We start from the raw sequence: 25484 nt of genomic DNA, 5'->3' as shown, positions 1-25484 counted from the left end.
TTCGACATAATTCGATGAAAAATGCAAAAATTATGTATTATGTTGGAAGAGTAAAAATATAAATAAGGGGTCTATTATCATGAACTCAAAATCAAAATATTTATTACCAATCATCATTATATTAGGTTTGGCTCTATTTTTTTCGCTACTTACTTTCAAGCATTACGAAGGTTTTATGACAGGTGAGGACCAAAAGGAATTCACAGCAACCGACATCAAACAACATAAGTCGAAAGAACTCATAAAAACGGAAAAAGCTTTTCGAACAGAAGCGACTATCTCTGCGGTAGGGGACCTCCTCATTCATAGTACCGTCTATAATGCAGCAAAAACTGGAGAAAATTCATACAACTTCAATCCGATGCTGGAACGTGTTAAGTCCCACCTGCAAGAAACCGATATTTCCATCGCCAATCAAGAGACCATCATCGGGGGAACAGAAATTGGGTTATCCAATTATCCAAGCTTCAACAGTCCCTTCGAAGTAGCAGATGCCCTGCAGGAAGCAGGTGTAGATATCGTCAGTATCGCCAACAATCATACATTAGATCGTGGGGAAAAGGCGATTATGAACGCAATCAACCATTACGAAACAATCGGAATGGAATATGTCGGTGGTTATAAGAGTAATGAGGATAAAGCAAGATTACGGACCATTTCCAAAAATGGCATTGAATTCTCTTTCTTGTCCTATACATATGGTACGAACGGAATTCCAATTCCGGAAGGGAAGGAGTTCTTTGTAAACCTGATCGATCGTGAGGCGATAAAAAGGGACGTTGAGGAAGCCAAACAAAATTCTGATGTCGTGGTGGTTGCCATGCACTGGGGAGTAGAGTATATTCTTTTCCCTAACTCAGAACAGGAAGAACTGGCAGATTTCCTTGCAGAAATTGGTGTAGACATCGTTATCGGCCACCACCCCCATGTACTACAGCCGATGAAATTCATCGAAAGACCGGATGGCAAGAAGATGTTTGTTGTCTACTCACTGGGGAATTTCCTGTCTGGACAAAAGGATGATTATAAAGATATCGGAGGGATCTTGCAACTTCATGTAGAGAAATTTGTGGATGGTAAGGAAAAGAAAATTGACATTAAAGTAGATGATTTTATCCCCACATATGTTTCGCAAGTGGATCCAACCAGATACCATGTGGTCCCATTGAAGGATGCCGCTTCATTCGGTTATTCACAGGCAGAAGCCAAAAACAAAGAAATGTTGGATCATATGTATCAATGGTTAAAGGAAGATGAAATAAATAATTGAATAACCAGCATCGGCCACCAAAATGGACCGATGCTTTTTTCTTGATTTTTTGAGCAATCTGTTTCCAAACAGTTGCAGAATGGAATCCTTCTATTTGATAAAACATATAGTAGAAGGTAAATCCATTGCATTTTCTCTAAGTGGTTTTATTTGGTTGCACTTGTGGAATTCAGTTATAATAAAGGTTGTATATACATATTGCGTTCAAACGGAAGCATCATTCCTTTTTCAAGGTAACGTAATACAATCTATGAGACAAAAAGGAGTTGCTATTATGAATATTTCCATGTCAGATAAAGCATTGGAATGGTATAAAGAAGAATTGCATTTAGAAAAAGGGGATAACATTCGTTTCCACGTCCGTTATGGTGGCTGCAGTACGGTCCAGAAAGGATTTTCATTGGGCATTGTAAAAGAAGATCCCGACCAGCCGGCTGCTACCATAGTAAAAGACGGCATTACATTCTTTGTGGAAGAAAAAGAAGCATGGTATTTTGACGGGCATGATCTCCATATCAAATTTGACGAAGAATTAAACGAACCAAAATTTGATTATGAATAAAGACAAAAAAGAAAGAATCAGGGGCATAACCCCTGATTCTTTCTTTATGTATCAAAAAAACGATGAATCTGTTCCCATTGCCCTTCTTTTTTCAAAATCTCCAGCTGAGTTTCGCCGATTAGATCGAAATGGGGATACTCTTCCCTCTTATGTATCCATTGCTCTTTCAAGCCATATTGCTTCCCCCACTCAATCAGTTTTCTAATATCACAGCATCCAGCTTTCGTCACAGTAGTAATTCCATCAAAACGAGGATGAATCCAATAGTGGGTGATGAATGCCATTTCACCGCTTTTCACTTTTGCTTTCCATTCCTGTAGTTCCCCACGATTGATCCCAAACGCCATGATTTATTCTCCTTGCTTTTTCGCATTTTCGTATGCAGTGTGCCACTCCGGATATTTTTTACGAATGATGATCGGTTTGAAGTTTTCTTTCTTGACGCATACATGTGAGGAACTTCCCAACAACGCTACCTCCTCATTTGGAGTGCGTATTTCATAGCCGTAAACAACCCGGAAGCCATCATAGCTCTCAATCCATGTATGTATGGTCGCCACTTCCCCATAGCGAAGAGGTTTTTTATAGGTAACATTTATATCGATGACAGGTGAAATGACCCCATCCTGTTCCATCTGAGCATAGGAAAACCCCAAATCCTTTATTAGCTGTGTTCGTCCAAGCTCCATCCAAACGAGATAGTTTGCATGATAAACTACTCCCATCTGGTCTGTTTCTGCGTAACGCACTTCTATTTCCTTATTAGATACTAGCATTTTTACTCTACTCCCCCATTTACTTGGATGTGTCTAATTATGATAACACAAAAGAATATTTTTCCACATAAAAAAGCCTGGCAAAAAGCGGGCACAGTATATATGCCCGCCTTGTAGCATGTTACTTATAACCGTTTTCGCGACTGCTGGCTTCGTCTTTGATTTCAGCCCTGAAAGCAGCAATGCTTTCTTCACGACGATGATTTTTTGCTTCAATGCGAGCTCTTTCCTCATCATTGGCAAATTGCATGGAATCATGTGCTTCCTCAATATTCTCTATTGTATTCTGCACCATGCTTTGTAGTTTTTCTACATTATCACTGCGATCATCCGGGTTTGCACGATGTTGTTTGTTTTGGTCCATAACAAAACGCCTCCCTTTATCGAATGAAAAGTTACTACAAGTTGTATTGTTTGCAACAGACGCTACATTAACACTTGAAATAGTTGGATATATTACTCACCCTTTGTTTGAATCACTTGAGCGTGTTTACCTGAAGTATCTTGCATCTGCTTGCCTTTATTGCCTCCAGCCTCCTGTGGCTGAGTTCCTATATGGTTTGGCATAAAGTGCTTTCTGCTTCCTTTTGGATTACTCATAAAAACATCCCTCCTACCTTTAATATCTCAAGATAGAGGGATATTCATAACAAGAAATATTTGAAAGTTATTCTGCCGCTTTATTTAACATCTTTTCTTCCAAGCGGTCCTCGATTTTGCGTAATGCTTCTTCATCTTTTAAAAGAAGTTGCTTATTTTCCAAAACAAGCTCTTCAAAAGAACGTTTACGGATTCTTCTCATCATCTCACCTACTTATTTGTTATTGTAATAGTATTAATGTCCAAAATACTCTAAAATTATGATAACTTTCTGACGAATTAGTTAGAATTTGATTAAAAATTTGCCGATGACAGATAAACGGAGTGTATTAAGAAGGTTGTTTAATATGTTTATATCCATATTCTGAAAATTGAAAACTGATATATATAGCCACAAAGGTCGAATATACGTTCTTGTATCTTTCATAAATCTACGTTAAGATTTAAAGGTGTGAATATTCTAAAAAGTGAGGGTTTCTTATTGATATTATCTACATCAACTTATCAAGCTTATGAAAGCAATATGGAATTTTTTCGTTCGTTTAGATCAAAAGACGAGGATGAATTAATCTCTCCAATATGTAAAGGGAAATGGTCGGTAAAAGAAATCATCGGGCACATTTATTATTGGGATCTTTTTTTGTTGGAAAAGATGGTACCTGAAATGAAAGAAGGTGGAGTCTTGCCTGACTTCCCTGATCATGATGAATATAATGAAAAAGCGATACAGGCAATAATGATTTTCAATGACACGGAAGCTCTCATAAAGGAATTTGTCCTCACTAGGAAGGAATTAATAAGAAATCTGGAGAACTTAAACCAAGGAGTACGATTTACGATAGGGAAAAAAAAGCGCAAATTCACTCCTGAATCTTTTTTGAAAATGTTTGTTGATCACGATAAACATCATATGAAGCAAATCAAAAACCGAGCGATATGACCTGGAGGTAAAAAATGAAACGGAAAGCTGGGATATTGATTTTGGGATTAATCACCTTCGTTATTTGTTTATCATTACTTTTTCGGGATGGGATAATCTTGGACTATTTAGGTGTTAATGTGCCTATGCCTTTCACGAAAAAATTAGAGGTTCCTGCCACTATATCCAAAGTGGATCAGAACGAGAACGGAATCCCAGACCACCTTGATATTGTTTTCACTGCAAGAAAAGAAGTGGAACAGCGAACACCATATAAAAGTGTGTATTATGATGGGGGTTACCCGCCGGATACTGAAGGGGTATGTACAGATGTAGTGTGGCGTGGACTGTTGGGAGCAGGAATAAACCTTAAAGATCTTTTAGATAAAGATATTAGGGAGAATACTGAACTTTATCCAAGAGTTGGCGGCACACCAGATCCCAACATTGATTTCAGGCGTGTACCAAATCAATCCGTTTTTTTCGGACGGTTTGCAGAACCATTGACAACAGAGATCATCAAGGGGGATATCGAAAATTTAGAACAATGGCAGCCGGGCGACATTGTAGTCTTTCTTGGTGGTGATTTTGATCATGTTGGAATAGTATCGGACAAACGTACTAAAGATGGAATTCCGTATCTCATTCACAATACATATCCATTTGCGTCTGAAATAAAACTCACCTCCTTCACCTCTCCCATCACAGGTCATTTTCGATGGAAATATTAAAAGGATTCCAATCTATATGGAATCCTTTCATTTGCACTAATTCATTTTTCCAACCTGTTCTTCCATCAACTCGTATGTCATTGGTCCAAGGTGCATATAGGAAATCACGCCTTCTGAATCGATGAAAAAAGTAGAAGGCATCGTCATTACCTGGTAGTGTCTGAAAACACCCTCTTCATCCAAGAGAATCGGAAACGTATAACCACCTTCTTCCACATACTCTTTTACCGTTTCAAGATCAGGCTCCCGGTCCGTCAAATTTACCGCCAGCATGACAACATCCTCATTCTCGGTGTGGTATTTCTGCATCTCTGGCATTTCTGCACGACATGGGCCACACCAGGTTGCCCAGAAATTTACAATCACTTTTTTCCCCTTGAATTCAGATAGCTTTGCAGTGCCTCCCGCTAAAGTACTCAGTTCAAAGTCTCTTGCCTTATCACCAGGTTGCGTGCCAACATCCGGATCTTTTTCCGCGAACACCTGGAATATAGCGTAACCGCTTAAAGCAACAAGAAATACAATAGCTATAATTTTTTTCATCTACTATCCCACCTTTATAAAATCGCCAAAATTCCAAAATATCCTGCAATGACAATAAGAATGCTTGGAACAATGATAACCGTAGAAGTTATAATATGTATGTCCGATCGATGAAGCTTCCAATATAAAAATAGGATGGTTCCCACTGTTGCCAGGTAAACTCCATTAGTCCCCCCTGTAAAAAACAATAATCCATAGGGATTTGTCCAAATGATGGACGGCCTGAAAATAATAATACTAAATTTAAATACGACTATCCAAAATAACATGCCGGATATTAAGTGATTCTCCACTGTCTTTAACATATCGGGCTTGTTCCTAAGGTACATGGATATATATAAATATGCAAGTAAGCATGAAAAAAGAAGAACTATATAGGACTTCTTTAAAACAAGTGGACCTAATTGAATGGCTTCCATTCCGTTCTCCTTTGCTTGTTGATAATTCCATTTAACCATAATTGGATGAATTAATTACGATTACCTTTGTCAATTTTATTACACTTTTTAGGCAAGAAAAAACTGGCCCCATAAGAGACCAGCTTTTCATACATACAATTATGCTTTTAGTTTGTCGCGCAATACCATACGCAAGATACCACCGTGACGGTAGTAGTCAATCTCTACTTCACTATCGAAACGGACCAATGCGTCAAATTCTGTTTTGTTTCCTTCTTCGTCTGTAGCAGTAACTTTTACAAAGTCACGTGGTTTTACTGTTTCGTCAACAGCTACTTCAAACGTTTCTTTACCAGTCAAGCCAAGTACTTCCGCACTTTCGCCATCTTTGAACTGTAAAGGTAGCACTCCCATAAGAACAAGGTTACTACGGTGGATTCTTTCGAAGCTTTCCGCGATAACTGTTTTAATTCCAAGTAGGTTTGTTCCTTTAGCAGCCCAGTCACGGGAGCTTCCCATTCCATAATCTTTACCGGCGATGACCATTAGGCCAGTGCCTTCTTCTTTGTACTTCATGCAAGCATCATAGATGGACATTACATCGCCAGTTGGCCAATAAGTAGTCCAGCCGCCTTCTGTTCCTGGAGCGATCTGGTTACGGATACGGATGTTTGCAAATGTACCACGCATCATTACTTCATGGTTACCACGACGGGAACCATAAGAGTTAAACTCGCGAGGAGTTACACCGTTTGCTTGTAGGTATTTACCTGCAGGCGTATCTTTTCCGATGGAACCAGCCGGTGAAATGTGATCTGTTGTTACAGAATCAGCAAACTTTCCAACTACTCGTAGACCAGTAAGAGGTTCTACTGTACCCGCATCAGGAGTCAACCCTTCAAAGAATGGCGGGTTCTGAATGTATGTGGAATCATTATCCCATGAGTACAATGCTTCATCAGAAGTTTGAATTTCATTCCATCGCTTGTTGTCATCGAATACATGCTCATATTCTCTGCGGAATAGCTCTGGAGTTACCGTTGATTTTACAACTTCTTTCACTTCTGTCATGGAAGGCCAGATGTCTTTGAAGAATACATCGTTGCCGTCTTTGTCTTTTCCGATTACATCGTTTTGAAGATCAACGTCCACATTACCAGCAAGTGCATATGCCACAACTAGTGGTGGAGATGCAAGGTAGTTACCTTTTACAAGTGGATGGATACGTCCTTCAAAGTTACGGTTACCAGAAAGTACAGAAGTAACAAGCAAGTCATTTTCTGCTACTGCTTCTTCGATTTCGTCAGCTAATGGACCTGAGTTACCGATACATGTCGCACAGCCGTAACCTACAATGTTGAAACCTAATTGATCTAGGTATGGTTGAAGTCCGGAATCGTGTAAGTATCCTGTCACAACCTTGGAACCAGGCGCTAAGGATGTTTTCACGAAACTTGGTACTTCCAATCCTAATTCCACCGCTTTTTTCGCAACTAAACCAGCAGCGATCAATACGTATGGGTTGGATGTATTTGTACAGGAAGTAATGGATGCAATCGCAATAGATCCTGTTTTCATTGTCGTTTTCTCACCGGAAGCCAATGTCACTTCTACTTCTTTAGCAATGTCAGTAGGAGTTAAACCATAGCCTTGGTTACCTTGTGGAGCAACTAACGCATTGTGGAATGTTTCCTTCATCATGGATAGTGGCACAAGGTCTTGTGGACGCTTAGGCCCAGAAAGGTTCGGTTCAATTTCTCCAAGGTCGATGTCTACTACATCCGTGTAGATAGGATCAGCGTCAGGACTGAAGAACAAGCCGTTTGCTTTGGAATACTCTTCAACCAATTTGATTTGCTCTTCACTGCGTCCTGTTAAGCGCATGTAATCTAGAGACTCTTCATCAACCGGGAAGAATCCACAAGTAGCTCCGTACTCAGGTGCCATGTTGGCGATAGTTGCTCGGTCTGCTAGTGGTAGCTCAGAAACTCCAGGACCGAAGAATTCAACAAACTTACCAACCACACCATGTTTACGCAATACTTGCGTTACTTTCAATGCTAAGTCAGTTGCAGTGGTACCGTTTGGCAGAGCGCCTGTCAATTTAACCCCAACAACCTCAGGAACTGGGAAGTATGATGGTTGGCCAAGCATTCCTGCTTCCGCCTCGATACCACCTACACCCCATCCAAGAACACCGATACCGTTGATCATGGTTGTATGGGAGTCTGTTCCGACAAGCGTGTCAGGGAAGGCTACGTACTCGCCATTTTCTTCCACAGCGTGAACCACGTTTGCCAAGTACTCCAAGTTAACTTGGTGAACGATACCAGTTGCCGGTGGAACCGCACGATAGTTGTCAAATGATTTCTTTGCCCAGCTTAGGAACTTGTAACGCTCAGCATTACGTTCGAACTCAAGCTTCATGTTGAAGTCTAAAGAGTCAGCCGTACCAGCTTTATCAACTTGTACAGAGTGGTCAATTACAAGATCAACCGGGATTTCAGGATTGATTTTCTGAGGATCTCCACCAACGTCAGCCATGGCTTTACGTAAAGACGCAAGGTCAACCACCGCTGGAACTCCTGTGAAGTCTTGAAGGATTACACGAGAAGGCTTGAATGGTACATCCACGTCCTTCTGCTCGTCTGTTCCCCATTTTGCTAAGTTTTCAACGTGCTCTTTTGTGATGACACGGCCGTCTACTTGGCGTAGAACGGATTCTAATAATACTTTAATGGAGTATGGTAACCGTGACACGTTACCAATGTTTGCTTTTTCAAGCGCTTGCAAAGAATAGTAATGATACGTTTTGCCGTTCACATCAAATGACGTGCGGGCATTAAAAACATCTTGCTTCGTCATATGTATTACCCCCTGCTACTCATAGTTTAATAGGACCTCGCTATGAACAATTAATAGGCATTGAAAAACAAGCTTTCATTTGTGTAGAAAGCGTTTGCGGTTGTTTTTCTTTGAGACAATTTTCGAGTTGTTTCTCCCACCGAATAGTCCTTACAATATTATCTTAATACAACATTTCTCATAAGTAAATATCAATAAAGTTATCAAATCACATAAGTTACACTTATCTTTCATAATATTCCACAAATACATGCTGTTGAAACCTCAGGAGAAACTATAAATGGAGGTGAAGCAAAGTGGCAAAAAGAAAATCGAACCATATCATTGAAGGCATGAACAGTGCGAGTGGGCAAGGAATTGGTGCAGGGTACAATGAAGAGTTATCCAATGAACCGCTGACGGAAGCTCAGAAGCAAAATAATAAGAAGCGTAAAAAGAATCAATAACCGGACGTAAAATCAACTCCAAAAAGCTGGGGTTGATTTTTATATTTTACAAACAAAAAAGCCAATCCTAAACCTAAATGGAGGTTCAAGATTGGCCTAACCACGTCAAGCATCTATTCCAACGTGTTCCCGTCACCTTGTTGCATCAGCCGTTGCAGATCCGCTTGAAATTGCATCAGTTGAGGACGCTGCGTTTCTGAAGCTACTTCAAGTGCATTATTGATCTGCTCCATCGCTTCATTCACTTCATTTTCAAGACGTTTAAAATCGTGCCCGTAATTCGGATCATTTCTTACAATCGCTTCGTACACATCTCTTGCTTGTTCTGTTCCTTGTTGGGCTGCTTGAAAAGCCTGCTGTTTGTCTTTATGATATGGCATATCTATTCGCTCCTTCAAATCAAAGTAAATAATAGCTCTACCTATACTGCCCTTTTTCAAGAAAAATATACCTCAGAGATAAGAGCATAAACCTGCCCTATTTTCTAAAACTATAGGTAAAGGAGGAGATACACTATGAACAAAAACAGCCACAAGGATATGGTCAGAAACCAACCTAAAGATAATCAGTCAGGGCAACCGGCTCCATTAAGCGGTTCTCATAAAGTGAAAAACCGTCAACACACCCGTCAAAAACATAATTCTAGTCACGATATGTAAGCTCCACTTTACGGAAAGCTTCAACAAGCTTGGCTACCTCCCCTTGTGTGATGGTTCGGAAATCCAGGAGAACACACTGATCCTGGCGACGGACCACCACACTTGGGGTACCCCTTCTTAATTCGTCGGCTAGAGATTGTGCGGAAAGATTATCCGTATGCACCTTAATCGCAATGGAGGGTAGTGTAACACCTGGCATGGTCCCACCTCCTATCATTGATTCGACTTCTGTCATCTCCCATTCAAATATCTCCAAACCTTCAATGGAATCAAGGAACAAAGTTGCTGTTTCTCTGATCTCTTCCACAGATAGTAGCATGTCTCTAATAGTTGGGATCTCTTTTGCTTTGTTCATGGCATAAGCTTTTAGTGTTGCCTCAAGTGCAGCAAAGCTCATTTTATCCACTCTTAACACCCTTGCAAGCTGGTGTTTTTTCAATGTATCAATATACTCCTTTTTCCCTGCGATGATACCGGCCTGCGGTCCACCCAACAATTTATCACCGCTAAAGGATACGATATCGACACCTGTCTTTAAGACCTTTTGTACTACCGGTTCATCGCCAATACCAGCTTCTGTGAAATCGTATAGAACTCCGCTACCAAGGTCCTCATAGAGGATCAAATCATCCCTACCTTCCTTTAAACCCACTAGATGTTCGGTTGAAACGGACTGGGTAAATCCAATTGTTTTAAAATTGCTTGTATGTACTTTAAGCACCATGGCCGTCTCATCAGACAATGCATTTTCATAGTCCTTTAAGTGTGTCTTATTGGTGGTACCGACCTCTATAAGCTTCGCACCGCTCTCTTCCATGATGGAGCTAATTCGAAAAGAACCGCCGATTTCCACTAACTGACCTCTTGAGACAATGACTTCTTTCCCTTTGCCAAAAGCATTCAGGATAAAATACACTGCAGCGGCGTTGTTGTTCACTACCATCGCCGCTTCCGCACCCGTCACTTCCCTAATTAGAGCTTCTACTATATCGTGCCTGGAGCCTCGCTTGCCCGAATCTATATCAAATTCCAAATTGGAGTAATTGGAGGCAACTTCCACAACCCTGTCAATTGCTTTTCGGCTTAGCCTTGCACGCCCTAGATTTGTATGTAAGATCGTCCCAGTTGCATTGATAACGGGCAACAGTCTTGACTTATTTTTACTACTCAATACCAGTTCCGTTTGATTCCATATTCTAGATGTGATATTTGTACCCTCTAGATCCTCCGCAATAATTTGATTTCTAAGCCCCTCTATTGCCTTTCTCAAAATGGAGGTCATAACTGTTTTATCAACATCATACTTTTTGCTTAATTGCATAAATGCAGGTTGATTTTGCAGTTCATGTATAGGGGGAATGCTTCGAAGTAATTCTTTCATATTTTCACCTTTTCCGGTCGGTTATTCTCCTATTATATCCTAATAAAAAGGTAAAAGAGAAGGGTCCCCCCTCCTCTCTTACTTGCCTTCCAATTGAGCAATGATGTCTTCCGCTTTTGGAAACACACCTGTTTCTTTTTTAGAAAAGATTGTTTCTCCATTTACCGTCACTTCAAATTTTCCACCAGAGCTTGGAATCAGCTCCATGGAGGAAATATCCGTTCGGAAATGGGAAAATAATGATTCCGCGAAACTCGCGGCTTTTGGCGCGTAGTTTCACTGCATGCAAAATTCGATGGATACCTTGAAATTTCTCATGATTTTTCCTCCTATGCAAGTTGTTCACTACGATGACCAAGATTTCCCTCCCGGTCAATACATCTATCATAGTACAACTTTTATCTTTTCGCAAAATTCAAATCTTTATCACTGGAAAACAAATCTCGAGAGGAATATACTGAATAGACAGGAGGTGGCTGAAATGAGTGAACATGAAAAAATCCGTTTAACATCATTATCGACAAAAGCTGGCTGAGGATGCAAACTTGGTCCGAGTGACCTCGCGCAAGTTTTGCGTGATTTACCTGTAAATAAACCAGATCCAAACCTCCTGGTAGGATATAGCACATCTGATGATGCAGGGGTCTATAAAATAACCGATGAGATTGCCATGATTCAGACGCTCGACTATTTTACACCGGTTGTAGACGACCCATATATGTTCGGACAAATCGCTGCCGCCAATGCCCTTAGCGATGTATATGCAATGGGAGGTACACCCAAAACAGCCTTGAACATCGTAGGCTACCCTATCAAGAAATTAGGACCTCAAATACTACAGTCCATTCTCTCAGGAGCAATGGATAAAGTGAAGGAAGCGGACGCAGTGATTGTCGGAGGACACTCCATTGATGATCAAGAACCGAAATACGGATTATCTGTAACCGGTTTTGCCCATCCGGACAAAATATGGAAGAATTCAGGTGCGTCTCCAGGGGATGTCCTTGTATTAACGAAACCAATTGGAGTGGGAATCCTAACCACAGCTATTAAACGGGAAAAAGCTACTGTGCAACAGATCTCCCTCGTTTCAGAGACGATGGCTGCACTGAACAGGCATGCTGCAGAGAGCCTTCAACAATTCAATCCCAACGCTGTGACCGATGTTACCGGTTTTGGGTTGCTTGGCCACGCAAGTGAAATTGCCCGTGGAAGTGATGTGAGCTTACATATAGATTTGCAGGCTGTTCCAGTACTATCAGGAACATATGAACTCGCCGAAGAAGGAGTCATACCAGGCGGTTCCAAATCCAATCATCAATGGTTGGAGAATGATGTCCTATACCATGATTCCGTTTCTCTTCATGAACAGATGGTTTTGTGTGATGCCATCACATCGGGTGGGTTACTGATAAGCATGCAGAAATCTGAGGCGAAACATTACATTTCCATGCTCCATGAGAAAAATATCCAAGCTGCTATCATCGGGGCCGTTACAGAAAAAAAAGAAAAATGGATCTATGTAAATAAAAACGGAGCCAGCTGATGTAATGATCGCTGCTCCGTTTTTGATTATGTCCAATAGCGTTTTTTATCTATCCTCTGCGTAATTCCTAATGAATCGAGCAATTCCACATACGGTATTAAGTATTTTCGTGACATTCCAAGTTCGTCCTTTACCTGACCCAGCGCCAATTCCTGTGGATATTTCTTCTTTAATGTCCCTACGGAATCCACGAGATTCTTTACACTGATTAGATGCTTATCACTCAATTCATAAGCCTCTTTTTGATAGATCAAATAGTAGCGCAGTTCATGAAGTTCTTTTTCGGGAAGCCCCGCCTCTCGTCCATATTCCACAAAAAGCTTTGGGGTAAGACCATCACTCTCCAGCCTTGAAACAACCTGCTCCATTCTTTTTTTCCAAGCTTTAGGAAAATGCGGTTTAAACTCCACGCTATTTATTAAGCTTTCTCTCCGCTGTATGATTCCTTCTTCTTGAAGGATTTCTATTACATATTCCACAAGATCACTCGGAAAAGAATTCATCAGGCTTGATAGGAGTTCCGCTTTTGATACACCGGCTTTCAAAGGGTAAGTCTGATGGAAAGATAGTATGTAATTAATTAATCTTTCTTTCAGATCTAATACAATGTCAGAACCAGTAAATTGCCCCTTCTTTATTTGGATTATTTTTCCATATTCAATTAATGATTCCATTTCTTTATTGGTTAATCCTGTTTCTGCTTGAATGCCTTTGATTTCTAGCAAGTAATGTTTGGCCAAAGCTTGTTTGACTCTTTGTTCCGGAATTCCTTCTTTTACTTTTTGAAGTCTATGTAACGTTTCTTTCCCGAACTTATACTTGGAACCTTTTGCTTGAATAATCCATCCTCCGCCAACCGTTTCCACGGGAGTAGGCCTTCTGATAATAAACTTGTCGCCTCTCTTAGCGGTAATCTCATCTTCCAGTCGGATCTGGCATAGCACTTCCTCCGAATATTCCCCTTCATATTCATTCCTGTCAAAAAAAACAATTCTCCCTAACACTTCCGCTGTACCTATATGAACTTTTATCAAGCTTCTTTGCTTGATTGGATGTTGGAGTTTTTTCACAAATTGCAAGGATACATCAATTGTATCTGTTGTCTCATATGTATGTGAATGCACCAGTACATCCCCGCGCTTAATTTCTGTTGTACTGATATTAGGGAGATTCACTGCAACTCGCTGCCCAGCTTTTGCCTTTTGGACTTTTGCATTATGGACCTGAAGCTGCCTTGCTTTCACTAACAATCCAGAGGGTAGTACTTCCAGCGTTTCATCGTTTTGAATGACGCCTTCCATTATCGTTCCCCTTACAACCGTTCCTTGACCTTTCAGGCTGAAAACTTGATCAATCGGCAGGCGAAAATTACCGACTTCATGCTTTACCTGGAGATTCTTCAACTCATTTATGATGACTTGTTTCAATTCTTCCATTCCATCTTTTTTTATACTGTTAAGGAAGACAACTGGAGCGTCCTGAAATATGGTCCCTTCAAGCTCGTCCAAGATTTCTTCCTCCACCAGTTCCAATAGTTCTTCTTCCACCTTATCTTTCTTGGTAATGGCGATGATTCCCTTTTTGATCTGCAGAAACTTCAATATCTCTAAATGCTCTTTCGTCTGGGGCATGACTCCTTCATCTGCAGCTACCACTAAAATGACAAGGTCAATTCCAGCTACGCCTGCAATCATTTGGCGAATAAATCGCTCATGTCCTGGTACATCTATAATGGATAAAATGGAACCATCCTCCATTTGTAAAGGTGCATATCCAAGTTCAATAGATATTTGCCGCTCCTTTTCTTCTTTCAGCCTGTCCGTGTCCACTCCGGTCAGCGCTTTTGTCAAAGTGGTCTTTCCATGATCGATATGCCCTGCCATCCCAATCGTGTAATGATTAGTCAAACCCCTCACCTATTTCATCATTTATTTGGACATTTTTCTTCCCGCATACATTGACTACACTAATCTTTGTATGGGTCTTGATGCATTGTCCAAGGTTACCTGAACCCGAACCCGTTACACCGGTTTCTTCTGCTATCGGGCATGCTTTAAATATATTCCCAAAGTTCACAACTCCGCCATTTACGTTCTTGATCACCACATTGTTAATAAAACAAGCCATCTCCGCCACTCCCTTTTTGATAGCGTATGATAGCCTGTTTATGCTTGTATAGGTGGACGTCCTAAAGATTATTCTTTTTTATAATGCTGATTGAGATATTGCTGCCAATCTTCCTCTGTCCAAGCTTTATTTCGATGTTCTTGTAAAAAACCTTTTTTCCACTGTCTTTTGACATTGGCGACCTCATTTGCCTGAATACTGCTCTGATTCAGCGCCTTAGCTCGAATATCATCCCAGTCGGGTTTCCGGTCTCCCGGGGGCTGTGATAGAAACGGATCAAAAATAAGCTTTAACGTTATTAATAGTAAGAGGAAGCAAAGCATAAACTTAATGATCATGTGTACCGGCAAAAATAAAATAATCAGCATACCAACCATCAATAACGCCCACAGCTTGCCACTTAGCTTTTTCACTATTTTTCTTCGAATATGGCTACTGTTCTGTATTTGCGCTTGATATTTTGCCTCCATTTCACAATCCACACAATACGATTCAATTTTCTGGGATGTCCTGTGATAGCGCTCCACTAACACCTTTTTATGTTTTGTACAATATAAATCCAAAGTGGTCCTCCAATAATCCTGTCTTTACCTATAATTATAACAAGCATTTCACAAAACTTGAAATGTCCTGCGAAAATACAAAACAAAAGAAGCGTGACCATTGTCGGCACGCTTCCCCCTTCTTGCCACTACTTTATGTAGGATTGCAAGATATTCAGCCATTTAAGAAACATTAGAAATTAAGTTTTACCGGGTTTACCATCGCAGGTAAAGATTCGGTTGAATCTGAAACATTTACTTCAATTACTTTGAAATCGGTTGAAAATGTTTCTAGTTTATATTCTGCAAATTGATTTCCGTCTTTTAAGATTAGTTCTTTCATTGATCAAACTTCCTTTCAAAATTTTTATCACACAATGGAAAGTATATGCACGCTGTGAAAAAATGTGACAGTGATTTAGGAAATTAGTTAGTTGCCTTAGGGTAGCAACTAAACTTCTATAAAAAAGACTCCAGGTTTATAAAAAACCTGGAGTCTACTAGTTAATTATTCTACTTCATTATCTTCTTCCGTTGTTTCTTCTTCAACGATAATACGAACCGCAGATTGAAGCGCAGCATGTTCTTTTGCTTTTTCGTTAGCATTTTTACTTCCATTAGCGTTTTGTTTATTCTCAACAGAAGGACTCACTTTTTCTGTTGTTTCTTCAGAAGTTTCCTCTTCTACTACTTCAGTTGCTTCTTCCGTAGTTTCCTCAGTCACTTCTTCAGTTGCTTCTTCCGTAGTTTCCTCAGTCACTTCTTCAGTTGCTTCTTCTGTAGTTTCCTCAGTCACTTCTTCAGTTGCTTCTTCCGTAGTTTCCTCAGTCACTTCTTCAGTTGCTTCTTCCGTAGTTTCCTCAGTCACTTCTTCTGTCGCTTCTTCCGTAGTTTCCTCTTCCACTACTTCTTCAGCATTACCGTGTACAGCAGCATTAGGCGCAGCATTCAATTTCGCTTGTTCATTGGCTTTTTCACTTGCCATAGAACGGCCCTTGTTTGCTTTTTGCTCCTCTTGCACTTCCACCGTTTCTTCCATTACAGGTTCTTCCTGAACTTCATCCATAACCGGCTGTGCTTCTTTAGGCTCTTCCACTTTTTCTTTAGTGGAATAATGTACCGCAGAGTTAGCAGAAGCATTAGCTTTCGCTTGATCGCTAGCATTTTTGCTTGCTTGTGACTTAGCTTTATTTTCAGCAGAAGGATTCACTTTCCCTTCCTTTTCAGATTTCGCTTGGACTTCAACTTTTTGTGCCGAATTTGGCTTGTTTTCTTTTCCGGCAGCTTCACCCATTCCAACTCCAAATCCTAAAGAAAGTACACCTGCTAAAACTAAAGATTTCACGACAGTATTACCATTTAAAAAGTTGATTTTCATTATTAATTCGCTCCCTTTTCCATTTCATATAGTTTTATATATTGTTAGAAAAAAAGAGCACTTTCCGGTGGTGGTGCTGGTGGCGCGTTAACCCACTGGTTTCGATAAATATGTTGCCTCATCACATAAGGTTGCAGGAAATTCATTCGAATTTCCTCCAAAGAGCCTGTTAAAAGATCAATCATAGATTTTGAAGATACCTTCGAATCAGCCGAACTTCCTTTTGCATTACTTATTCCTGCTGAATTATTCTGGGATATGAAAAATTCCGTTGGTTCAGATCTAGGAAATTGCACCGGAAGATCCTCCCACGGTGAATTTTTTCTATCCACTGAGCTTGCATTATCCGTTCTTTCAAAATTTGAATAGGAATTTCCTTTAGTATCATGTGAGCTACTCTTTGATATTTTCTGTCCTTGGTCATCTCGAATTTTACTTTCGAGAGTAGGATTTACTTCCATTTTCACAAGTACAGATGGCTTTTTGGATTCATCTTCTTTATGTATAGGCGAGATAGGGTTTGGATTCTTCCTTTTCTCCTGTTTTTTCTCAGTTTTCCTTAACTGAGCTTCATTGGCTTTCTTATTTGCCTGTGTCGGTAACTCTTTTGAGGTTTGAGACTTTTGTTCAGGCTGCTTTTTCTTTTGTGGTAATGGTACTTCAGGCTTTTGTACCTTAGTTGCCTGTTGATTTTCAACTCTTGCATTCTCCTTAGGAAGAGATTCAACTTTTCCTTTAGCAGGATTCTTAGCGGAGTTCACTTCAGGAATAACCACATTTTTCGGAGCTGCTTTCCCATTTTCCTCAGACTTATTGCCACCTTTTTCGGCATTTACCATAGTTGGCACAAGAAGAATCAATAGAAAGAGAAGGGGAAGAATTGACATGTGTCGCACATTCATCGCTTCACCTCCTTTCCAGTTGTAACGCATACCTACTATAATATTCCTAAGATGCCAATGTTTTTTGTCGGTTATTGTAGGAGAATGTTGAATTTTTCAGTTAATTATTGATTATTACGTGAAAGATATATGGGTTGCCCTAAGTCTTTGCTTTCATATATTAAATTAAATGCAACTTTTACAGTTAAATGGAGGTTTTTATGTCATGGAAACGTTCGGAAGAGGATGTTTATACATTATTATTGGTATAGGGGTACTTCTATTGCTGGCAGTTGTTACTCAAAGTCACATTAATATACCTATCTTTATTGCCATTCCACTAGTCTTACTGGCTTTTTATATTGCTAAGAAAAGAACTGATGATAAAAACAGCTAAACAAGCATGAATTTCTTCATGCTTGTTTTACTTTTGAATTATTTTATTTCTGTAACATACATTAGGTCCTCATTCCACGATACATTAACATCTTGAGGGACTTTTATATGAATGATGTAATCTCTTGATGAACTACTGGAACCTTGCATGGACCATCTATTCTCAATGAATTGTACCAATGGAAATTCTAGAGTCATATAGGCAATGTGTTTTTCAAAAAATGGAGCAGGTTCCAACTCTAACGTACCGTTAGAATAAGATGTTAAAGGGGCAGGCAGCTCGTCGGAAAAATCAAACTCATTGATTTCAAATAATCCTTTATATAGAATGACCTCCATTTCACCCTGTAAAGCATCTGTTTTTTCCAGTATTATTGAGTAATCAAAAAGACTTGTATCGCCATTTAGAAACAAATCCTTCTCATACAAGGAATGTTTTTGCCTACTTGTAAGATAATGTTCTTCAATTTTTTCTTTATTCATAAGACGGTCAAATAATATATATCCATTTTCATCAATTGATTGCTCATTTACCTCTAAAAATCGGTCTTCCTGAAAGAAGAAGATCACTGTTGCAAATAGTAAAACAAGAACATACCCACCAAGTATCCAGAAGTTTTTCTTGATCGATGTTGAACTCTTAACTATTCTTAAACCTCTCCTGAAAAATAACAAGATAACCACCAGGACTGCAATGAAGACAAACAAGCTAAAAATACTTCCAAGACTACTCATTGTCGAACCTCCATTCTGCTGAAGATGGCAGCTGCACTACAAAAGAGCACTAATGTGGTCAACATTACTTTAATAAAAAAATTGATAAAGGAAGATTCTAGATAAAAGAATTCGACAAGGGTTAATAGCCCACTAACTTCACTTATAAACCCTCCGAAAAACAGGTAACCTACTAAAATAACTGGGACTAGTACTTTAAAAAGACTTGAAACCCTTATCAGAGTACCAACTAAATATCCTGCTGCCCCGCACATGATCAGATATAAAAACGCCGTAAGGATTCCGATTAGTAGCAAGCTTCCCATATTTATAGAATCAGGTGAATGATAGAAAGAATCGAATTTAGGCATATACAATACAATGACTTTTAACAGATAAGATGATAAAAATGCTGTAAGTGTTCCAATAACACTTGCTACACTAACAAAGAGGATATTGGACAAGTCACTACTCAGCCTATTTGACAAAAAAGAAAAGTCCTCATTCCTGTTAGCTTTCGATGTGATGATTATGGATACAATAAACATCCACAACATTGTGAAAACAAATACTAGATTGGCAGAATAATAATGCAGATTGTAGCTTACCTGATTAGATCCTCCACCAGACATTCCTACTCCGTTCCAAGAAAACAATATGGCTATGACTTGTAAAATGATCAATGAGATGTATACTCCAGAATAGGCACTTAGTTTATATAAGAATTGTTTTTTTACGACTTGACCAAGTGTGACCTTACTCAAAGACTGCATCAATCCCACCTCTTTCATTACTAGTTAAATAGATGCATACATCGTTGGAAGAAACGGATGTAAGCTTAAATCCTAGCTTTCTTGCATCTTGCTTGATTTTTTCTGTATAGTTGTTTTCAATAACCGTATAAATCATTTCTGTACCGATCGTTTTACTGTATAGGACATCTTTATCCTCTAACCACTCTGCAAGAACACTCACTTTTCCCTGTACGCCAATCGCGTATTCTTTGATTTCAGCCACAGGCATGTGTAGCAGTTTTTCTCCATTTTTAAGCAATAAGATATCCTCTAAAAGGTCTTCTATCTCTTCCAGGTGATGACTGGAGACAATAATGGTTCGTGGGTTGAGGATATAATCTTTCAGGAGGGCACGATAGAAATCTTTGCGAACCGAGGCGTCCATTCCAGTTGTAGGTTCGTCAAACATAGTCAGCGCACATCGTGATGACAATCCAACAATCATGTTAAAGGTGCTCTTCATTCCTTTGGATAGTTCACTATGATGGTAAGCTTTGCGAAAGGTAAAGTATTCGAATAGTCTCAAAGCGAGCTCTTCATCCCATTTTGGATAAAATGCTGCACATGCCTCCAAGACCTCTCCCAAATTTAACGCAACTGGAAATGCCATCTGATCATCTACAAGAATACTATTTGCTGACACGAATAAGCTATTATATGGTTCTTCATGAAAGACTTTCATCGCTCCAGATGTCTGCTTCTGAAAACCAGCCATTATTTTCAAAAGGGTCGTTTTTCCTGCACCGTTTCTGCCGATCAACCCCGTTATCTTATTTTCACTAATTTGGAAACTCAGATCACTTAGTGCCCTTGAACGACCATATTCCTTAACCAAGCCCTCACATTCCACTACTTTCATCCATTACTCCCCCTTGCTTTGTTTACTTTCCGTACTCACCATTTCTAGCAACTCTTCAATCCCTACATTTAGTTGCTCAGCCTCTAATACCAATTCAGAAACTAGTCTTTTCAACGTATGTTCTCGCCTTTTCGTCAGGATGATAGCTTGTGCTGCTTCTGTTACAAACATGCCGAGCCCCCTCTTCTTGTATAAGACTTCATCTTCCACCAATAATGTAAGACCCTTTGCTGCAGTTGCGGGATTTATATTAAAAATTTCAGCTAGTTGATATTGTGAATACACTTTTTGATCCTGTAGGAAATTTTCGTTCAGGATCTCCGTCTCAAGCCATTCGGCGATTTGTACATAGATCGGTTTTGTACCATCCGTATTAAGAATCAATGTTACACCTCCATTCAACCATAGTACATTAGTGTTGTAATGTAGTATATTACTATTTCCAAATTAATGCAACGGCTATTTAGAGGTTTTTTCACAAAAAAAACGACACCAGCTATTGGCATCGTTTTTAATAATTATGATTTCTGTAAAACTGGGATTAAAATATCAAAATGCGGATCTTCCAAATCTCTATCCACAGGATACCTCTCATGCTTGATTGGAAGATCATCGTAATATTCTATGCCTTTTTCTTTTAGAGGTCGATAGTCACACTCTTTAAACCATTGATAAATTTCCGTATAGGTGGCACCAATATCTTTTCCTTTTGGGTGCGTTACCTTTAAATAGGTCATCTCTGGTACGGTTATTTGGACCATTCCAGACGGTAACTCTTGTTGATTATCCACTACAAAAACAGAGTAATGAACAAACCCATCAGACCTTAGATGATAAGATAACCCTAATTGTGTTTCAGGGTTTTTTACAAAACGAAGTTCATTGACTCTATTACTCATCTGCAAGATCACTTCTTTTAGTTTTGGCACTTCCGCATAGGAACCTTCCCACTTTAACCCCATCGCACGATAAGAAGGAATGGTCACTATTTCACCTACTAGTGTTTTCAAATCATTACCCCCTCATTTAATCGACTATAGGAATATATAATTCTACGATTTCTTCCTCTACATTATCTTCATAATAGAAAATTTCGATTGGTAAAGCCTTCTCAACACTTACTTGTCGGTATCCATTATCCTTCATCCAAGAAAAGATTCTTTCATAACCCCTATCAATCGTTTTATTTGAACAGCTTATCTTTGCATAGGTTGTCATGGGAATATCAATTGCGATCATCCCGTTAGGAATGGAATCAAATTCCTTCACTTCCACACATGCAAAATAAGTAGCCACAAGGTTGTTGGATAGATAAGGGCTAAAAATCACCTCGGGATCTACTACATTCCTCACTTCGCTCCTTCTATTCTCAAAGTCTTTTTGTACATTGATCGCAACATCTGGAAAGGACTGAGGAAAGTTTCCTGTTGCACACTGGCCAACCAACTGTAATTTTCTTTGAATCACTTCACACTTAAATGTTGCAATGGAATTTTGAATCATATTAACATCCGCTCCTTTTGGATAAATTCACCATTATTTAATTTCGATATAAATCACTGACTCCCTTTAAAAAATTCAGCATTTGTCTTAACAACAATAATCATACGGATGCAAGGGGTGTATGGAAGGAAAAATCCATTTTGGTTTAAGCGATTGGTCCGCCCAGTGCCACGCTGCTAATGCAGCTGCACAAGAATCAATGGAGTGACTTTCTTTTTCCACACCTGTTGGTAGGCCAATTACATTTTGTTGGTTAAACCAATTCTTAAGATACTCCCGTGATGAAAGATTCTGCTTATATGTAAGAACGTATTCCATTTCTATTTTAGATACCCTCGCCCCCATTGCCGCTCCGGGGTGTACTTCAACTATATAGATGGGAAAAATCGTCTTCAGTTTCTCTATCTCTCTCGTAAGCTTGATTCCCCTTAACGTCAAATATACCATTCTAGTAAATGTCGGCGTCATGATGGAACCAGACTTCATCCCTAAGGAAACAATATATTTTCGTAACTCTTTATCACTTGTCCTGTCTCCACCACCATCTTCATAAGATAATGGAGCATCTATTCCGATAACAACCTCATCTATTCTACTTAATTCAATTACTTCGTTCAAAATTTTTTCGTCGCTTATATTTGAAATCATTTTATGGAAAGTTAAATGATTCTTACTCTTTTTAAATACCGTAAGCACTGTATCTTTATGATTACTTGGACCAGCCAAGTCCAGCCCGATTACAATCATTTGACTACCTCCTTTAAAATTCAATTAGACTGAAACAAGTGATACAGCATCCTTTCCCTATCATCAAAGAATTGTTTCATGATTGTATAGTGTGGTGTTTCTTCCAACGAAGTTTCACACATCCCATCTTCCTTCAACTCAAGAATTTTTGCCTCAGGAAAAGCCATGACAATTGGGGAGTGAGTGGAGATAATGAATTGTGATCCTTCTTGCACCAGTTCGTTTATTCTGGCAAGCATGGACATTTGTCTCAAAGGAGACAAAGCGGCTTCCGGCTCATCGAGTATATATAAACCCCTTCCTTGAAAACGCTCCACAAATGCAGCAAAAAAAGATTCTCCGTGCGATTGTTGATGCAGTGATTTCCCTCCAAAAGAATCAATGATCCTTCTTCCTCCTCCTCTTTGCCGATCCATTTCCTCAATATTGGTTGCAACATTGTAGAAGGTCTCCGCCCTAAAGAAAAAGCTATCCATCGGTCTCTCTGCACCTTTTATCACACGTAAATAGTTGTCCAAATCCGAGTGGGAGTCGTAGCTTGTAAAGTTAAAATTTAACGTCCCTCCCTCAGGATTAAAGCCCAAAGCAATAGCAATCCCCTCAAGTAAGGTGGATTTCCCCATTCCATTTTCCCCGATGATGTAGGTGACATTAGGATGTAGGTGAAGGGTGTCCAAGTTTTTTATTACCGGCAGGTTGAAAGGGAAACGATCGAATGTGGGAATGGTTTCTCTCTTTAATGTGATTCCTCTTATGTATTGCGTTTCTTTCTCTAACTTCAACTCTCTCTCCCTCCTTCTTTTTAATCCATTAATATAGCCTCTAATTCATGATAATTTTCTTGCAACCATTTCATTTCTTCTAAAAACCTAATTGGTGGGCCAACGTGCTTATCCATTTCCGCATCTATCCACCATGTGCTTTCCATATACCAAAGCAGTCGAAGTCCTTCTATCAGAAAAGAATCATTACATGTTATTTCTTCTTTGTAACCTGCCATGTAACAAGATACCAATTCAACATTAAAATTATTATTAATTAAAGCACTTGAAATCACCGCTCTTGCGACATCTAGTTTAGGGTAATCATATCGCAGGCGGTCAAAATCCAGGATGGCTGAGACCCTGCCTTCGTGAAACAAAACATTATCCAAAAATAAATCTCTATGCGCCCATCCGGTGTCCGCCAGCCCGAGTTTATTTAAATCGATTTGTTCCGTTAATAGGCGTTGTTTTTTTATAAAAGGCAATAAATCTTTTTTCCCTTTGGAATTGGCCTCTTCCTCAACCTTCAACCAATGTATCGTTCGCTGTTCTATACTAGGGGGAATAAACTCTGCACTCATCCCATTTCCTGTTGCACCTTTATTTAGGATGGCATGCATTCTACCAGTGCTTTTGCCAAAATGATACATCTCTTCGCTATTTAGGTTTCCATAAGGTTTTGTTTCTCCTGGGCAAAACTCCATAACCATAAATATTTCTCCTCCATCAGTTTGCCAAAGGGGAGTTTCCATAGCAAAAAAAATACTTGGGCATGGAAAATTCATATTATACAACCTTTTTTGCTGTTTTAATGCATACAAAAGATCGTCCAGGTCATATTTTTTTAATCTATCTTGATTAAATTGCTTGACTAGATAAGTGTCTTCCTGTGTGGTTACTTTCCATTTCAGATTAAGGTAACCACGATTAATAGGTGTAATATTTATTACTTTATCCAAAAAATATGGAGACAATGTTTGCAATATATCACTTATAATAGAATCTTTCGATATTATCATTACTCGTTTCACCTGACTTCATTTGCATAATTTTCTAATTTATATAAATAATCGTACCACAAGCGAACAAACGTTTCTACTATTTTAAAGCTTATTTCCTATTGCATTCTTTCATCGCAAAAAGTAAAATGATACTAGCCATGTGGGGCTGATTGCAATGCTGGTGCTTGTCTCGGTCTTCAAAACCGCTTGTGGGGCGCGTGCCGTCCCAGGTGGGTTCGATTCCCACGCAGTCCCGCCAAATTATACATATCAAGGGATGAAGACTTTCATTCAAACTGAATGCCCTAGTCTTCAGTTTATCCCTTCTTCTTCTGAGTGCCATTTGAGTGTCGAATGGCATTTTTTCTTTTATTCTTCATCAAATGCATGAGCAGCGTCTTCCTGAAGGGAAGGAGCAACATGACTGTAAATTTCTAATGTAATACTCGATTTAGCATGACCTAATTGTTCACTGACGACTTTAGGATGGACATTTTTTTTAAGTAAAATCGAAGCATGTGAGTGGCGCAAGTCGTGAAAACGTGCATTTTTAAGTCCCGCTCGTTTAATGGCATTCTTATAGGCACGATGCAACTCACGAAGTTTCAGATAATCACCTCTTGAATTGAAGAAGATCAAATCATTTGGATTGAATTCGTGACCTAACTGCTTCTTAATCTCCTGATAACGCTCGAAGTGACCTTTAAGGAATGTCATAAGGCTTTTTCCAATAAAGATTGTACGGTCTTTCCCTCCCTCTATAAATATTGATATATCAACGGTTTGACCCGTTGGTGGGATGTCAAAAAAATATTTTTCGACATACTCCCTAACAGATATTAATAAATTTGTGATTCTCTTACATTTGGTGGGTACGCTACGCGGTCACTACTGGGTAATGATGGTAAAGTAGTGATCATTGGATATACGATGCACAATGGATCTCTGCGTAGCTTATGATGACGTACCCTCCCATGTCTCTGGGCATCAGTGTGCCTACATTCCTTCGTTCGGTCTAGTCATAAGGCAGAGGCTAGCGAAGCTCCTTTAGGGACTCGAGGTCGAATGGAAAAAATAGTGCC

General features: G+C 39.4%; 35 protein-coding genes and 1 tRNA gene. 9 read left to right on the top strand and 27 right to left on the bottom strand.

Annotated elements, in window-relative coordinates; all coding sequences use genetic code 11:
• Positions 1–79: 79 nt before the first annotated feature.
• Both MKY77_RS11695 and MKY77_RS11690 read left to right on the top strand, forming a co-directional pair.
• Complete coding sequence (locus MKY77_RS11695) at positions 80–1270, top strand: CapA family protein (RefSeq protein WP_339145984.1); 1191 nt, start codon at positions 80–82, stop codon at positions 1268–1270.
• A gap of 274 nt (positions 1271–1544) precedes the next feature.
• A complete protein-coding gene (locus tag MKY77_RS11690) occupies positions 1545–1832 on the top strand; it encodes a HesB/YadR/YfhF family protein (RefSeq protein ID WP_339145983.1) in 288 nt (95 codons plus the stop codon).
• A 44-nt stretch (positions 1833–1876) separates the two neighbouring features.
• Here the strand turns inward: MKY77_RS11690 and MKY77_RS11685 are convergent, their stop codons facing one another.
• From MKY77_RS11685 to MKY77_RS11665, 5 genes are all read right to left on the bottom strand, one after another.
• Positions 1877–2179 carry a hypothetical protein gene (locus tag MKY77_RS11685; RefSeq protein WP_339145982.1) on the bottom strand — a complete coding sequence of 101 codons (303 nt, stop codon included), beginning with the start codon at positions 2177–2179 and terminating at the stop codon, positions 1877–1879.
• Positions 2180–2182: 3 nt separating this feature from the next.
• Positions 2183–2608 carry a thioesterase family protein gene (locus MKY77_RS11680; protein ID WP_339145980.1) on the bottom strand — a complete coding sequence of 142 codons (426 nt, stop codon included), beginning with the start codon at positions 2606–2608 and terminating at the stop codon, positions 2183–2185.
• 121 nt (positions 2609–2729) lie between these two features.
• Positions 2730–2972 (bottom strand): small acid-soluble spore protein Tlp, encoded by a 243-nt coding sequence (gene tlp, locus MKY77_RS11675; RefSeq protein ID WP_237662257.1) that lies wholly within the window; start codon positions 2970–2972, stop codon positions 2730–2732.
• A 92-nt stretch (positions 2973–3064) separates the two neighbouring features.
• Positions 3065–3208, bottom strand: a complete 144-nt coding sequence (locus MKY77_RS11670; RefSeq protein WP_010193544.1) for an acid-soluble spore protein N — start codon at positions 3206–3208, stop codon at positions 3065–3067.
• 67 nt (positions 3209–3275) lie between these two features.
• Positions 3276–3410 carry an FbpB family small basic protein gene (locus MKY77_RS11665; protein WP_082153446.1) on the bottom strand — a complete coding sequence of 45 codons (135 nt, stop codon included), beginning with the start codon at positions 3408–3410 and terminating at the stop codon, positions 3276–3278.
• Between the two features lie 279 nt (positions 3411–3689).
• Here MKY77_RS11665 and MKY77_RS11660 point away from each other — a divergent pair, with 279 nt between their 5' ends.
• Together MKY77_RS11660 and MKY77_RS11655 are read left to right on the top strand one after the other, a co-directional pair.
• Entirely contained in the window at positions 3690–4148 is a 459-nt protein-coding gene (locus MKY77_RS11660; protein WP_339145978.1) for a DinB family protein, read from the top strand.
• Positions 4149–4162: 14 nt separating this feature from the next.
• Complete coding sequence (locus MKY77_RS11655; protein ID WP_339145977.1) at positions 4163–4858, top strand: DUF1287 domain-containing protein; 696 nt, start codon at positions 4163–4165, stop codon at positions 4856–4858.
• A gap of 36 nt (positions 4859–4894) precedes the next feature.
• Here the strand turns inward: MKY77_RS11655 and MKY77_RS11650 are convergent, their stop codons facing one another.
• The 3 genes from MKY77_RS11650 to acnA all read right to left on the bottom strand — a co-directional run bounded on the left by MKY77_RS11650 (position 4895) and on the right by acnA (position 8664).
• Positions 4895–5401: a TlpA disulfide reductase family protein gene (locus MKY77_RS11650; RefSeq protein WP_339145976.1), complete on the bottom strand. Its 507-nt coding sequence runs from the start codon at positions 5399–5401 to the stop codon at positions 4895–4897.
• 14 nt (positions 5402–5415) lie between these two features.
• The gene (locus tag MKY77_RS11645; RefSeq protein ID WP_342515723.1) at positions 5416–5859 is read right to left on the bottom strand and encodes a hypothetical protein; all 444 of its coding nucleotides are present in this window, start codon (positions 5857–5859) and stop codon (positions 5416–5418) included.
• A gap of 99 nt (positions 5860–5958) precedes the next feature.
• Complete coding sequence (gene acnA / locus MKY77_RS11640; protein WP_339145974.1) at positions 5959–8664, bottom strand: aconitate hydratase AcnA; 2706 nt, start codon at positions 8662–8664, stop codon at positions 5959–5961.
• Between the two features lie 296 nt (positions 8665–8960).
• Here acnA and sspO point away from each other — a divergent pair, with 296 nt between their 5' ends.
• Positions 8961–9110, top strand: coding sequence for a small acid-soluble spore protein O (gene sspO / locus MKY77_RS11635; RefSeq protein WP_064100993.1), 150 nt, complete (start codon positions 8961–8963; stop codon positions 9108–9110).
• Positions 9111–9223: 113 nt separating this feature from the next.
• On the opposite strand, the gene MKY77_RS11630 is transcribed toward sspO, so the two are convergent.
• Positions 9224–9490 (bottom strand): hypothetical protein, encoded by a 267-nt coding sequence (locus MKY77_RS11630; RefSeq protein WP_010193531.1) that lies wholly within the window; start codon positions 9488–9490, stop codon positions 9224–9226.
• 135 nt (positions 9491–9625) lie between these two features.
• Between MKY77_RS11630 and MKY77_RS11625 the strand changes: the two genes are divergently transcribed.
• Complete coding sequence (locus tag MKY77_RS11625) at positions 9626–9769, top strand: small acid-soluble spore protein P (protein ID WP_010193529.1); 144 nt, start codon at positions 9626–9628, stop codon at positions 9767–9769.
• On the opposite strand, the gene selA is transcribed toward MKY77_RS11625, so the two are convergent.
• Positions 9753–11150, bottom strand: coding sequence for an L-seryl-tRNA(Sec) selenium transferase (gene selA, locus MKY77_RS11620; protein ID WP_339145973.1), 1398 nt, complete (start codon positions 11148–11150; stop codon positions 9753–9755). The two genes, MKY77_RS11625 and selA, sit on opposite strands and share 17 nt — an antisense overlap.
• 78 nt (positions 11151–11228) lie before the next feature.
• Entirely contained in the window at positions 11229–11468 is a 240-nt protein-coding gene (locus MKY77_RS11615) for an Rdx family protein (RefSeq protein ID WP_339145972.1), read from the bottom strand.
• Between the two features lie 154 nt (positions 11469–11622).
• On the opposite strand from MKY77_RS11615, the gene selD reads away from it, so the two are divergent.
• Positions 11623–12696 carry a selenide, water dikinase SelD gene (selD, locus tag MKY77_RS11610; protein ID WP_339149798.1) on the top strand — a complete coding sequence of 358 codons (1074 nt, stop codon included), beginning with the start codon at positions 11623–11625 and terminating at the stop codon, positions 12694–12696.
• A gap of 26 nt (positions 12697–12722) precedes the next feature.
• Here the strand turns inward: selD and selB are convergent, their stop codons facing one another.
• From selB to MKY77_RS11580, 6 genes are all read right to left on the bottom strand, one after another.
• The gene (gene selB, locus MKY77_RS11605) at positions 12723–14603 is read right to left on the bottom strand and encodes a selenocysteine-specific translation elongation factor (protein ID WP_339145971.1); all 1881 of its coding nucleotides are present in this window, start codon (positions 14601–14603) and stop codon (positions 12723–12725) included.
• Complete coding sequence (locus MKY77_RS11600) at positions 14596–14823, bottom strand: spore germination protein (RefSeq protein WP_339145970.1); 228 nt, start codon at positions 14821–14823, stop codon at positions 14596–14598. The genes selB and MKY77_RS11600 overlap by 8 nt, the downstream gene beginning before the upstream one ends.
• Positions 14824–14891: 68 nt before the next feature.
• Entirely contained in the window at positions 14892–15293 is a 402-nt protein-coding gene (locus tag MKY77_RS11595) for a hypothetical protein (protein ID WP_339145969.1), read from the bottom strand.
• A 265-nt stretch (positions 15294–15558) separates the two neighbouring features.
• Positions 15559–15708 carry a hypothetical protein gene (locus MKY77_RS11590; protein WP_339145968.1) on the bottom strand — a complete coding sequence of 50 codons (150 nt, stop codon included), beginning with the start codon at positions 15706–15708 and terminating at the stop codon, positions 15559–15561.
• Positions 15709–15873: 165 nt separating this feature from the next.
• On the bottom strand, positions 15874–16743 hold the full coding sequence (locus MKY77_RS11585) for a hypothetical protein (protein ID WP_339145967.1): 870 nt from the start codon (positions 16741–16743) through the stop codon (positions 15874–15876).
• A gap of 44 nt (positions 16744–16787) precedes the next feature.
• Positions 16788–17603, bottom strand: coding sequence for a hypothetical protein (locus tag MKY77_RS11580; protein ID WP_342515722.1), 816 nt, complete (start codon positions 17601–17603; stop codon positions 16788–16790).
• A gap of 247 nt (positions 17604–17850) precedes the next feature.
• Here MKY77_RS11580 and MKY77_RS11575 point away from each other — a divergent pair, with 247 nt between their 5' ends.
• Positions 17851–18021 carry a hypothetical protein gene (locus MKY77_RS11575; RefSeq protein ID WP_339145965.1) on the top strand — a complete coding sequence of 57 codons (171 nt, stop codon included), beginning with the start codon at positions 17851–17853 and terminating at the stop codon, positions 18019–18021.
• 38 nt (positions 18022–18059) lie between these two features.
• Here MKY77_RS11575 and MKY77_RS11570 read toward each other — a convergent pair whose 3' ends face one another.
• The 9 genes from MKY77_RS11570 to MKY77_RS11530 all read right to left on the bottom strand — a co-directional run bounded on the left by MKY77_RS11570 (position 18060) and on the right by MKY77_RS11530 (position 24420).
• A complete protein-coding gene (locus tag MKY77_RS11570; protein WP_339145964.1) occupies positions 18060–18755 on the bottom strand; it encodes a hypothetical protein in 696 nt (231 codons plus the stop codon).
• Positions 18752–19507: a hypothetical protein gene (locus MKY77_RS11565; protein ID WP_339145963.1), complete on the bottom strand. Its 756-nt coding sequence runs from the start codon at positions 19505–19507 to the stop codon at positions 18752–18754. Before MKY77_RS11565 ends, MKY77_RS11570 begins: the two co-directional genes overlap by 4 nt.
• Positions 19491–20387, bottom strand: a complete 897-nt coding sequence (locus MKY77_RS11560; RefSeq protein ID WP_339145962.1) for an ABC transporter ATP-binding protein — start codon at positions 20385–20387, stop codon at positions 19491–19493. Before MKY77_RS11560 ends, MKY77_RS11565 begins: the two co-directional genes overlap by 17 nt.
• 3 nt (positions 20388–20390) lie before the next feature.
• Positions 20391–20771, bottom strand: a complete 381-nt coding sequence (locus MKY77_RS11555; protein WP_339145961.1) for a GntR family transcriptional regulator — start codon at positions 20769–20771, stop codon at positions 20391–20393.
• Between the two features lie 134 nt (positions 20772–20905).
• Positions 20906–21397, bottom strand: a complete 492-nt coding sequence (locus MKY77_RS11550) for a GyrI-like domain-containing protein (protein WP_339145960.1) — start codon at positions 21395–21397, stop codon at positions 20906–20908.
• A 16-nt stretch (positions 21398–21413) separates the two neighbouring features.
• On the bottom strand, positions 21414–21890 hold the full coding sequence (locus MKY77_RS11545) for a GyrI-like domain-containing protein (RefSeq protein WP_339145959.1): 477 nt from the start codon (positions 21888–21890) through the stop codon (positions 21414–21416).
• Positions 21891–21977: 87 nt separating this feature from the next.
• The gene (locus MKY77_RS11540) at positions 21978–22637 is read right to left on the bottom strand and encodes a DUF429 domain-containing protein (RefSeq protein ID WP_339145958.1); all 660 of its coding nucleotides are present in this window, start codon (positions 22635–22637) and stop codon (positions 21978–21980) included.
• A 20-nt stretch (positions 22638–22657) separates the two neighbouring features.
• Positions 22658–23419, bottom strand: coding sequence for an AAA family ATPase (locus MKY77_RS11535; RefSeq protein ID WP_339145957.1), 762 nt, complete (start codon positions 23417–23419; stop codon positions 22658–22660).
• Between the two features lie 20 nt (positions 23420–23439).
• On the bottom strand, positions 23440–24420 hold the full coding sequence (locus MKY77_RS11530; RefSeq protein WP_339145956.1) for a phosphotransferase: 981 nt from the start codon (positions 24418–24420) through the stop codon (positions 23440–23442).
• A 144-nt stretch (positions 24421–24564) separates the two neighbouring features.
• Between MKY77_RS11530 and MKY77_RS11525 the strand changes: the two genes are divergently transcribed.
• Positions 24565–24661 (top strand) — tRNA-Sec (locus MKY77_RS11525).
• A 110-nt stretch (positions 24662–24771) separates the two neighbouring features.
• On the opposite strand, the gene MKY77_RS11520 is transcribed toward MKY77_RS11525, so the two are convergent.
• Complete coding sequence (locus MKY77_RS11520; RefSeq protein WP_342515729.1) at positions 24772–25164, bottom strand: tyrosine-type recombinase/integrase; 393 nt, start codon at positions 25162–25164, stop codon at positions 24772–24774.
• Positions 25165–25484: the final 320 nt, after the last annotated feature.

The sequence above is a fragment of the Sutcliffiella sp. FSL R7-0096 genome, from assembly GCF_038595065.1.
In the GTDB taxonomy this organism is placed as follows: Bacteria; Bacillota; Bacilli; order Bacillales; family Bacillaceae_I; genus Sutcliffiella_A.
The sequence above is the reverse complement of the archived record's forward strand: the minus strand, read 5'-3'. Positions and strand labels throughout refer to the sequence as shown.

Bases quoted from the DNA above. Each gene is read 5' to 3' on its own strand.
- MKY77_RS11645 (WP_342515723.1), bottom strand. From the start codon at position 5,859: ATGGTTAAATGGAATTATCAACAAGCAAAGGAGAACGGAATGGAAGCC.
- MKY77_RS11575 (WP_339145965.1), top strand. From the start codon at position 17,851: ATGGAAACGTTCGGAAGAGGATGTTTATACATTATTATTGGTATAGGG.
- MKY77_RS11670 (WP_010193544.1), bottom strand. From the start codon at position 3,208: ATGAGTAATCCAAAAGGAAGCAGAAAGCACTTTATGCCAAACCATATA.
- MKY77_RS11530 (WP_339145956.1), bottom strand. From the start codon at position 24,420: ATGATAATATCGAAAGATTCTATTATAAGTGATATATTGCAAACATTG.
- tlp (WP_237662257.1), bottom strand. From the start codon at position 2,972: ATGGACCAAAACAAACAACATCGTGCAAACCCGGATGATCGCAGTGAT.
- selA (WP_339145973.1), bottom strand. From the start codon at position 11,150: ATGAAAGAATTACTTCGAAGCATTCCCCCTATACATGAACTGCAAAAT.
- MKY77_RS11600 (WP_339145970.1), bottom strand. From the start codon at position 14,823: ATGGCTTGTTTTATTAACAATGTGGTGATCAAGAACGTAAATGGCGGA.
- MKY77_RS11695 (WP_339145984.1), top strand. From the start codon at position 80: ATGAACTCAAAATCAAAATATTTATTACCAATCATCATTATATTAGGT.
- MKY77_RS11625 (WP_010193529.1), top strand. From the start codon at position 9,626: ATGAACAAAAACAGCCACAAGGATATGGTCAGAAACCAACCTAAAGAT.
- MKY77_RS11590 (WP_339145968.1), bottom strand. From the start codon at position 15,708: ATGAAAGAACTAATCTTAAAAGACGGAAATCAATTTGCAGAATATAAA.
- MKY77_RS11630 (WP_010193531.1), bottom strand. From the start codon at position 9,490: ATGCCATATCATAAAGACAAACAGCAGGCTTTTCAAGCAGCCCAACAA.
- MKY77_RS11665 (WP_082153446.1), bottom strand. From the start codon at position 3,410: ATGAGAAGAATCCGTAAACGTTCTTTTGAAGAGCTTGTTTTGGAAAAT.
- MKY77_RS11655 (WP_339145977.1), top strand. From the start codon at position 4,163: ATGAAACGGAAAGCTGGGATATTGATTTTGGGATTAATCACCTTCGTT.
- MKY77_RS11565 (WP_339145963.1), bottom strand. From the start codon at position 19,507: ATGCAGTCTTTGAGTAAGGTCACACTTGGTCAAGTCGTAAAAAAACAA.
- MKY77_RS11650 (WP_339145976.1), bottom strand. From the start codon at position 5,401: ATGAAAAAAATTATAGCTATTGTATTTCTTGTTGCTTTAAGCGGTTAC.
- MKY77_RS11585 (WP_339145967.1), bottom strand. From the start codon at position 16,743: ATGAAAATCAACTTTTTAAATGGTAATACTGTCGTGAAATCTTTAGTT.
- MKY77_RS11570 (WP_339145964.1), bottom strand. From the start codon at position 18,755: ATGAGTAGTCTTGGAAGTATTTTTAGCTTGTTTGTCTTCATTGCAGTC.
- MKY77_RS11685 (WP_339145982.1), bottom strand. From the start codon at position 2,179: ATGGCGTTTGGGATCAATCGTGGGGAACTACAGGAATGGAAAGCAAAA.
- MKY77_RS11545 (WP_339145959.1), bottom strand. From the start codon at position 21,890: ATGATTCAAAATTCCATTGCAACATTTAAGTGTGAAGTGATTCAAAGA.
- MKY77_RS11540 (WP_339145958.1), bottom strand. From the start codon at position 22,637: ATGATTGTAATCGGGCTGGACTTGGCTGGTCCAAGTAATCATAAAGAT.
- MKY77_RS11690 (WP_339145983.1), top strand. From the start codon at position 1,545: ATGAATATTTCCATGTCAGATAAAGCATTGGAATGGTATAAAGAAGAA.
- MKY77_RS11680 (WP_339145980.1), bottom strand. From the start codon at position 2,608: ATGCTAGTATCTAATAAGGAAATAGAAGTGCGTTACGCAGAAACAGAC.
- MKY77_RS11595 (WP_339145969.1), bottom strand. From the start codon at position 15,293: ATGGAGGCAAAATATCAAGCGCAAATACAGAACAGTAGCCATATTCGA.
- MKY77_RS11560 (WP_339145962.1), bottom strand. From the start codon at position 20,387: ATGAAAGTAGTGGAATGTGAGGGCTTGGTTAAGGAATATGGTCGTTCA.
- acnA (WP_339145974.1), bottom strand. From the start codon at position 8,664: ATGACGAAGCAAGATGTTTTTAATGCCCGCACGTCATTTGATGTGAAC.